This window comes from Paralcaligenes ginsengisoli (assembly GCF_054781135.1).
Genome location: NZ_BAAGUZ010000037.1, coordinates 1 through 8186 on the forward strand (window position 1 = coordinate 1; position 8186 = coordinate 8186).

Here is an 8186-nt window from a genome sequence, read left to right on the forward strand (position 1 = left end):
CGTGCCGGACTGCACAGCACCGCCCACCCTGCGGCGTCTTTATAGAATTAACCGCCACCAACACAGCAACGCTCAATCCAAAGTCATCGCCCCAGCCAGCACAGGCAGCTCAAAGTCACTACCCATGCCTAAAAAGCGGCTAAAAAAACAAAGCCACTAAAACACGTTCAGCCCTGTAAACACTCGAACCGAAAATGCGCTAAGCGCACACCACGCCAGCCGCCAAAAGACTATCGGCCAACGCGATGAATTGGCCCACAGATAGCTCTTCGGCTCGAGCAGTAGCGGGAATGCCCAGGCCATCCCAATCGATATGCGCTGCCCAGTCGCCCAGACCCCGGCGCAGCATCTTGCGCCGCTGCGCAAAAGCCTTTGCAACCACTTTCTCCAGAACGGCGTGGCTTTGCGCCTGCACACGACTATCGGGCAACGGCGTCATGCGCACCACAGCCGAGACCACCTTGGGCGGCGGATCAAAAGCCTCGGGCGGCACATCGAACAGCTTGTGCATAAGATAGCGTGACTGCAGCATGACCGACAAACGGCCATAATCGGCAGAACCCGGCCTGGCCACCATGCGATCGATCACCTCGCGCTGCAGCATGAAATGCTGGTCCCGTACACGATCCGCACACGCCATCAAATGAAACAGCAAAGGTGTGGAAATGTTGTAGGGCAAATTGCCCACAATACGCAAACGCTCGCCCAGGGCGGCGAAATCGACTTCGAGCGCATCTCCCTGGACGACAGTCAAGCGGCCTTCCGGATGCTGACGACGCAAACGAGCCGCGAGATCGCGATCGATTTCGACCACAGTCAAATGATCGAGCGCCTGCATCAAGGGTTGAGTCAGCGCCGACAGGCCCGGTCCAATCTCAACCACCATCTCTTGGGGCTTGGGAGCAATGGCGCGCACAATCGCTTCGATCACGCCTTCATCGACCAGAAAATGCTGGCCGAAGCGTTTGCGTGCCTGATGCTGAGCCATAACGCGACTATCGGCTGGGCCGTCGATTCGACTGAGGATCAAGCCGGTTATCGATATACGCCTCGCCAATCAGCCGATTCAACCAATCTTCGAACGCTGGCTGTTCGCGACGCTGAAAGAGTATCTTGCGAGCCTGCATGCGCTTGTATTCGTTGGCCATATCCTTGGTGCGCCGCCCCTCGACCTCAATCAGGTGCCAGCCGAACGGCGAGCGCACCGGCTGACTGATTTGCCCGGGTTGCAAGGCATTCATGGCTTGCTCAAAAGGCGGCACGGTTTCGCCAGGACTCAGCCAGCCAAGATCGCCGCCCTGAGGAGCCGAAGAGTCCTGTGAATACCGTTTGGCTAGATCGGCAAACTTTTCACCGTGTTCGATACGCTGACGGATATCGTTCAGGAGAGTCTGGGCCTGCGTATCGGACATCACCTTGGAAACCTTGATCAGTATATGCCGCGCATGGGTTTGCGTAACCATCACGGGGCCCTGCTGCTCCGCAGGCTGATTAGCTGCCGGGGCCGGCGCGCGCGCCGGGGCCGTGTTTGCCGCCGGCCGCCGGCTCTGGGCCTGGCCGCGCTTCAGCACCTTGAGAATATGAAAGCCGTTACCGCTTTGGATAATGCCGCTGATCTGGCCTGCCCGCAGTTTCTGGGTAGCCTGTATGAATAAATCGGGCCAGCCGTCGACAGGCCGCACACCCAGGTCGCCGCCTTTCAGGGCCTGCTGATCGTCGGAAGAGGCTGCGGCCACACTGGCGAAATCGGCTCCGCCGCGCAACTTGGCCAGAATGGCTTCGGCCTTTTGACGCAATTCTTGCACACGCTGCGGCGACGAGCCTTCCGGCACCGCCACCAGGATTTGCGCCAGGCCCAGCATGACCGGCCCCGTTTGCTGGACCGGGGGAGCTTCAGGTGCCGCAGTCGGCTCTGGCGGCGGAGCCACAGCCATTTGGCCACCATGCTCTTCTTGATTCTTTATAAAAGCGTCGACATCCGCATCGGAAATCACGATCGTGCTGTCGACGGCTCGTTGGCGCAATTGATCGAAAAGAACTTCCTCGCGCAAGGATTTCAGATAATTGTCCCAGGTCACCCCGGTTTTCTGCACTTCCTGACGCAATCTGTCGGTGCTTATTTTATTGCGCTTGGCCACGACATCAACCGCCTGCTGAAGCTCCGCGTCGGTGACCTTGATACCCAGGCGCTCGGCTTCCTGCCTCTCGACCTCGGTGGCAATCATGCGCTGCAATACTTGCTTTTGCAGCGTTTGAGTGTCGGGTACAGCTATTTTTTGCCGCTTCAGTTGCGCCGCGGCAGATTGCGCCTCGGCATTTACCTGGCCCAGGGTAATGACCTTCTTGTTCACAACAGCCGCTATACCATCGACGAACTGCTCCGACTGAGGCGTCGTCCGGGCCGAGGCCGCATGATGCGGCGCCGCTTTGGCTGCCCATGCCGGGCTTGACGACAACAGCCCCAGAATCGGGATCAACACAAACGCAAGCCTATGCTTCGTGTGCAGACTACGCATTATTCATACCTCTCGAAGGTGGTTTTGTCAGGTATAGGTGGAACGATCGGTTGATAACCCGTAACTGTCTTGCTCAACAGGCTCATGGGGTCGCTGCCCAGCGAGCCCAATCCTGATAGTTCCAATTGGAAAAACATGGCGGTATTGGACTGGTCGGCGGAAACCGCCGAGCGCTGCAGGACCACACGCGCCGCCCAGCAGCAATCGCCCTTGTATTCGAGCCCGACAATGGATTGGGTGGTTCGCTTGTCCTGCAGGGAATAATCGATCCGCCCCAGCGCATAGATTTTACTCGTGATCGGCCACTGGCCAGAAACCGACACCTGCTCAGTGCTATTGTCGACATAGCCCGTGGAATACACCACATTCGGGTCGACGACCGCGGCGGGATCACGCTTGTATCGATAGGCGGCGGACAGTATGGCCAGGCGTTTGGGCTGCCACTTGAAACCGGCCGACATCTCGTTGCGTTCCTTGGAATAGGGGCTGACCTGCGCGTCGAAGCGCACATTCAGGGTATCGGTCAGCGCCGCATTCGCGCCGAACAGAAAATCGGACTTGGTATTGGTTCTGGGCGTTTCGCCCGGAAGCGTTACTTGCTGATCCTCGAAATAAATGCGCTGCGCCGCCTGAAGCGACAAGCGCTCGAAGCCGGTTTTTTCATCGAGCCAGCGCGTGGTCAGGCCCAGCGTGACCTGGTTGGCGTTGGCGATGCGATCCCAGCCGCCGCTATACAGGTTTTCGTCGAAAGCCTGCGAGAAATTGAAATTGGACAGTGCCGTGTCGAAAACCGGCAACTGCGATTGATCGCGATACGGCACGCGCAAGTAGTAGATCCGGGGTTCCAGCGTTTGGATCGAGTCGTTGCCAAACAAGGAAGTCCGGCGCTCGAAAGTCATGCCCGAGTCCAGCGACATGATGGGCAGGATGCGGGACTGGGTACGGGGATTGCCGCTCAAGCCATACCAGTCCGTATTGTATTGGCTCATGTGCAGGCCGATCTTCGGCGTGACGTACCAGCCGGCATGGACAATCGGATACGACACCGTGGTGTATGACGTAAAACGCGTGCCGTCCGGCACCACATGATTGCCGTAAACCTGGCGGCCATTGTAGAAGCCGTTGGCGAATGCGGCTATATTGCCGTCATAGACGGGCGACCTGAATTTGGTGGCGTAGTTGTCGGACTGCACATCGAACCCGCCCCAGTTGTAGCGCGCCCCCTGCACATGCAGCTCGGGAAGCTTGTCGTAAGGCGGCAGCGTATACGCGGAGCTGGCATCCTGCAGCGTCTGGTACGTATAGGTCTGCAAATACGCATTCCAGTACTTCAGCCCGCTCCAGTTGATCTGGGCAATACTGGGCAGCAGATTGGTGGTCGACTCATTGAGGCCAAGCGTGGAAAAGTCCCGGAAATAATTATCGTCGGACGCATGCCGGATATCGTACATGGCGCTGAAGCCGCCGCCCAGGTTCTGGTTGTGCTGGGCGGAGTACATCCAGCGCGCGTCGCCCGTCAGGCTATCCTTGGCCAGGTACGTACCCGCCAGTTGGCCGTTATAGCTCGAACCCAGATACCGGAATTCGCCGCCCATCTGCAGGCCGCGCTTGCTCATGTACTTGGGCGTGAGCGTGGCATCGTAATTGGGAGCCAGATTAAAGTAATAAGGCAGGGAAAACTCAAAACCGCTATTGCTGGTAGTCCCGTAGGTGGGAAGCAAAAAGCCCGATTTACGCTCTTTTTTAATGGGGAAAGTGAAATAGGGCGACGCCAAAATGGGCACGTTCTTGAAATACAGCACTCCATTGTGCGCAACACCCTCGTTTTCGGTCGAATTCAAATCCACGCGAGAGGCCTTGATATACCAGGCCGGATCCGGGCACGGACAGCCCGAATACGTGGCCGTGGTCAGACGCATTTTGCTGCGGCTTAGAATATCGGCCTTGGCCGCCTTGCCTGCGCCACCGCCCGCCCCCAGCCAGAAGTTCGGATCATTGACTTCGCCGGTTTCACTGTTGACGTTGTAATCCAGCGTCGGGCCGCGAACTATGCTGGCATCGCGCATGATCAGGCCATTGCCCACGACATGCACCTGGCCCGTGGAGCGCTGATAATCGATCCGGTCGCCCTTGACCACCGAATCGATGCGGCGAACTTCGGCATTCCCCGACAAGGTAACCTTGCCATCCGGATTGGACTCGACCTTGTCTCCGACCAGGAATACCGACATCTGGTCTTCGTTCAGGTTCTTGTGCAACTGCAGATTGGGGGAAACGCTCAGCTCCGGCAAGGTAGCCGACCCGGTCGACACGGGATTGGCCTGCTGAGCCTGAGCCGTCGACACACTAGCTAATACAACGAGGAACATCCACCAAACCAAACGCACGGGCCTTTCGTCTCCGAGGAAAAACTGACACTATTTCGATAAAACTGCCGCACCGGATTGATTGGCGACCCGGTATTATAGAGAAGCTGGCCTATCCATGGTTAAAGCATGGCCAAAGACCAAAAAACGCCCGTACGAATATTATTATGGAATTGATTTTGAACCCCAGCCCAGACTCCCGACTCATCGCGCTGCAACATTGGCTCAAGAGCATCGCCCCCACTCATAGCCTCGACCCTGAAACATTGCAGCCGGCCTCCAGCGACGCCAGTTTCCGTCGCTATTTTCGGTTGAACGGAAATGGACGCACGGTAATCGTCATGGACGCTCCACCGAACCATGAAGACTGCCAGCCCTTTTTGCACGTCAGCCAGCTTCTTGCGGAGGCCGGCCTGAACGTGCCCACCATCTTAGCGCAAGATCCCGGGCAAGGCTTTTTGCTGTTATCCGATTTAGGCAAGCAAACGTATCACCAGGCCATACAGGCGGGGCTGGACGACACACGTCTGCAGCAACTGTACCGCGACGCCATTGGCGCCCTGGTGCAGATGCAACAAGCCCGCACGACGGGCCTGCCTGCGTACGACCAGGAGCGCCTGACAAACGAACTGGCCCTGTTTCCGCAATGGTATGCCCAGCGCCATTGCCAGGCACAACTCGATCACACCGAGCAGGCCACTTTGCAGAAAGCCTTCGCCACCCTGGTGGAAGACAATGTCAGGCAGGCCACCGTGCTGGTGCACCGCGACTTCCACTCCCCTAATCTGATGGTCTGCGATCGCCCCGAATATGGCCCGAACCCGGGAGTCATAGACTACCAGGACGCCCTGGCGGGGCCGCTGAGCTATGACCTGGCCTCGCTGGTCATGGACGCCCGCACCACGTGGGAAGAACCGCAGCAGCTCGACTGGGCCATACGCTACTGGGAGGCGGCAAGGCTTGCGGATATCGCGGTTCCCCACGATTTCGCCGATTTCCATCGCGCCTACGAATGGATGAGCCTGCAACGCAATTTGCGCATACTCGGCGTCTTTGCACGGCTTTCGCACCGCGATCACAAAGACCATTATTTGCAGCATATGCCGCGTGTCAACGCCTACGTACGGCAGGTCGCCTCCCGCTACGGGGTTTTCACCCCCCTGCTGCGCCTGCTCGACAAGCTGGACAACCGTCAGGTTGCCGTCGGGTACACATTCTGATGCGAGCCATGATTCTTGCCGCGGGGCGGGGAGAACGCATGCGCCCGCTCACCGACACGACACCCAAGCCTTTATTGCCCGTAGGCGGCAAACCCCTGATTGTCTGGCACATCGAGCGGCTGGTCGAGTCGGGAATTCGCGACATCATCATCAATCATGCCTGGCTGGGTTACCTCATCGAGGCAGCGCTGCAGGACGGGCGGCGCTACGGTGCGCGCATTAGCTACTCGGCAGAACCCCAGGCCCTGGAAACGGCCGGCGGCATAGCCCGGGCCCTGGACTTCTTTCAAGACCAGCCGTTCCTGGTCGTCAACGGCGATATCTGGTGCGACTGGAACCCGGCCGAGGCGCTGCGGCAAGGGAAGATACTTGAACGCGACGAAAAGCTGGCATGGCTGCTTCTGGTCGCCAACCCCGAGCATCACGCCGCCGGAGACTTCCTGCTGTCCCCGGCCAATAATGTCTACGACTCGCCTTCGGGCCAAGGAGCAGACGCACTTACCTTCGCCGGCATAGGCGTATACAGGCCCGCCCTGTTTCAAGGCCTGGATAAAGCCAAGGCGGTCCGTCTGGCGCCACTGCTCCGACAGGCCATGGTAAAAAACCAGGTGGCAGGACGCTTCTACGATGGTATCTGGATCGATGTCGGCACTCCTCAACGCCTGAGCGCGCTCGACCGCATGTTGGCCGGCTAGATATCGTGTTGAAGCAAGGCTACACTGCAACATTGCCCTGCGCGGCCGAAATGTTTCGAAATTTGGCAAAGCGCAAGCAAAATCATAGATGCCCACTCAACCCATTCATTACAGACTATGCTTGAAAAATTTTTCGGCTACGGTTTGGTAACAAGCTTTTAGCCTCGCTATACAGGATATTTTCACAATGGCCAGTTTCGGTTCCTCCAAACGCAATGTATTCAAACCTACAGCGTACGGCAACACGCGCCGCCCGCGCCGCATACCTCGCTGGATGGTCTTGATGCTGACAGGCATTGTGCTGGGCGCGGGAGGCCTGCTGTTTCTGCAAAAAAGCTACGGCCCCACCCGGCTCACGGTTGAACAATCGGAGCAGTTGCACAATGATCTGAATAGCGCCAATCTCGACAAACAGCGCCTGCAATCGCAGCTCAACCAGACAACGCACGACCTGAACGAGGCCAAGTCCAGCCTCAGCAGTCAATCCGCCCAGCTCAAGGCGGCGCAAGAGCAAGTCGTCAAAACCAATAACGATCTGCAATTGTTCGCCGATGCCATGCCGCCCGACCCCCGCGGCACCTCTCCGGGCATCCGCTCGGCCACGTTTAAAAACAATGCCGGGCAGCTCGATTACCAGATACTGGTCATGCAGGATGACAATAAAAAAGCCACTACCTACAACGGCCAGCTTGAACTGGTCGTAGCCGGCCGCTATGCCAATGGCAAATCCAATACCATCACCTTGCCGCCGATGGACGTGTCGCTGCAGCAATACACCTACGTGCGCGGCAGCCTGCCCTTGCCCGAAACCTTTACCGCTCGTCAAGTGACCATCCGCATCACGGATCAAAACAGCAAGCACATCAGCGCCACACGCACGCTTCGCGTGCTGCGCTAAAGCACCACCCCTACAGACTCGTCGCGGTGGCGTAGGGGCGAGCCTGGTGCCCATCCGATCGACCGGGGCCGGCCCTTTTCGCAGCGAAAGGCCGGCGCGTTTTTTGGTTCGAGTTGTTTACGGGATTCGATGGGTGGGTAGCTTTGGTATTTATGGTTTTGGTATTTAAAGGCGCCGTCTATCGGGGCTAGGGTCAGGCCCGGCACGGCGTGCTTGATCCGGATCTACCTCGTCCAGGCGGGCGTCGGGCCAACTCGCGTCGCGAGCGCCGCTCAAACAGGGCCCGCCGAAAGCCCCCGCCTTCCCTACGGTAGCATCCGGCGCACGCCTTACGCCGGTCCTGACCCTAGCCCCGATAGACGGCTCGCGTAATGGCATGCCTGGAATGAACTTGCCGGCCCCAGCATATACCTCTATGCATTCCCTCAACGTAAGCCGCAGGGTGGGCGGTGCTGTGCAGTCCGGCGGTAGTCCAGCGCCGGGTGCTGACG

The 8186-nt window shown here is 58.4% G+C and carries 6 protein-coding genes; 3 read left to right on the plus strand and 3 right to left on the minus strand.

Annotation, left to right across the window (positions count from 1 at the left end):
• Window positions 1-199 precede the first annotated feature (199 nt).
• Genes rsmA through ACYVIS_RS17895 form a run of 3 tightly spaced genes read right to left on the minus strand, consistent with a single transcriptional unit; the run spans window position 200 to window position 4903 of the window.
• On the minus strand, window positions 200-988 hold the full coding sequence (rsmA, locus tag ACYVIS_RS17885) for a 16S rRNA (adenine(1518)-N(6)/adenine(1519)-N(6))-dimethyltransferase RsmA (RefSeq protein ID WP_460874632.1): 789 nt from the start codon (window positions 986-988) through the stop codon (window positions 200-202).
• Between the two features lie 7 nt (window positions 989-995).
• Window positions 996-2519: a peptidylprolyl isomerase gene (locus ACYVIS_RS17890; protein ID WP_460874637.1), complete on the minus strand. Its 1524-nt coding sequence runs from the start codon at window positions 2517-2519 to the stop codon at window positions 996-998.
• Window positions 2516-4903: an LPS-assembly protein LptD gene (locus tag ACYVIS_RS17895; RefSeq protein WP_460874633.1), complete on the minus strand. Its 2388-nt coding sequence runs from the start codon at window positions 4901-4903 to the stop codon at window positions 2516-2518. Before ACYVIS_RS17895 ends, ACYVIS_RS17890 begins: the two co-directional genes overlap by 4 nt.
• Before the next feature lie 146 nt (window positions 4904-5049).
• Here ACYVIS_RS17895 and ACYVIS_RS17900 point away from each other — a divergent pair, with 146 nt between their 5' ends.
• The 3 genes from ACYVIS_RS17900 (at window position 5050) to ACYVIS_RS17910 (ending at window position 7695) form a co-directional block, all read left to right on the plus strand.
• On the plus strand, window positions 5050-6102 hold the full coding sequence (locus ACYVIS_RS17900) for an aminoglycoside phosphotransferase family protein (protein ID WP_460874634.1): 1053 nt from the start codon (window positions 5050-5052) through the stop codon (window positions 6100-6102).
• Window positions 6102-6797, plus strand: coding sequence for an N-acetylmuramate alpha-1-phosphate uridylyltransferase MurU (gene murU, locus ACYVIS_RS17905; RefSeq protein ID WP_460874635.1), 696 nt, complete (start codon window positions 6102-6104; stop codon window positions 6795-6797). The genes ACYVIS_RS17900 and murU overlap by 1 nt, the downstream gene beginning before the upstream one ends.
• A 187-nt stretch (window positions 6798-6984) precedes the next feature.
• Window positions 6985-7695: a DUF6776 family protein gene (locus tag ACYVIS_RS17910; protein WP_460874636.1), complete on the plus strand. Its 711-nt coding sequence runs from the start codon at window positions 6985-6987 to the stop codon at window positions 7693-7695.
• Window positions 7696-8186 lie beyond the last annotated feature (491 nt).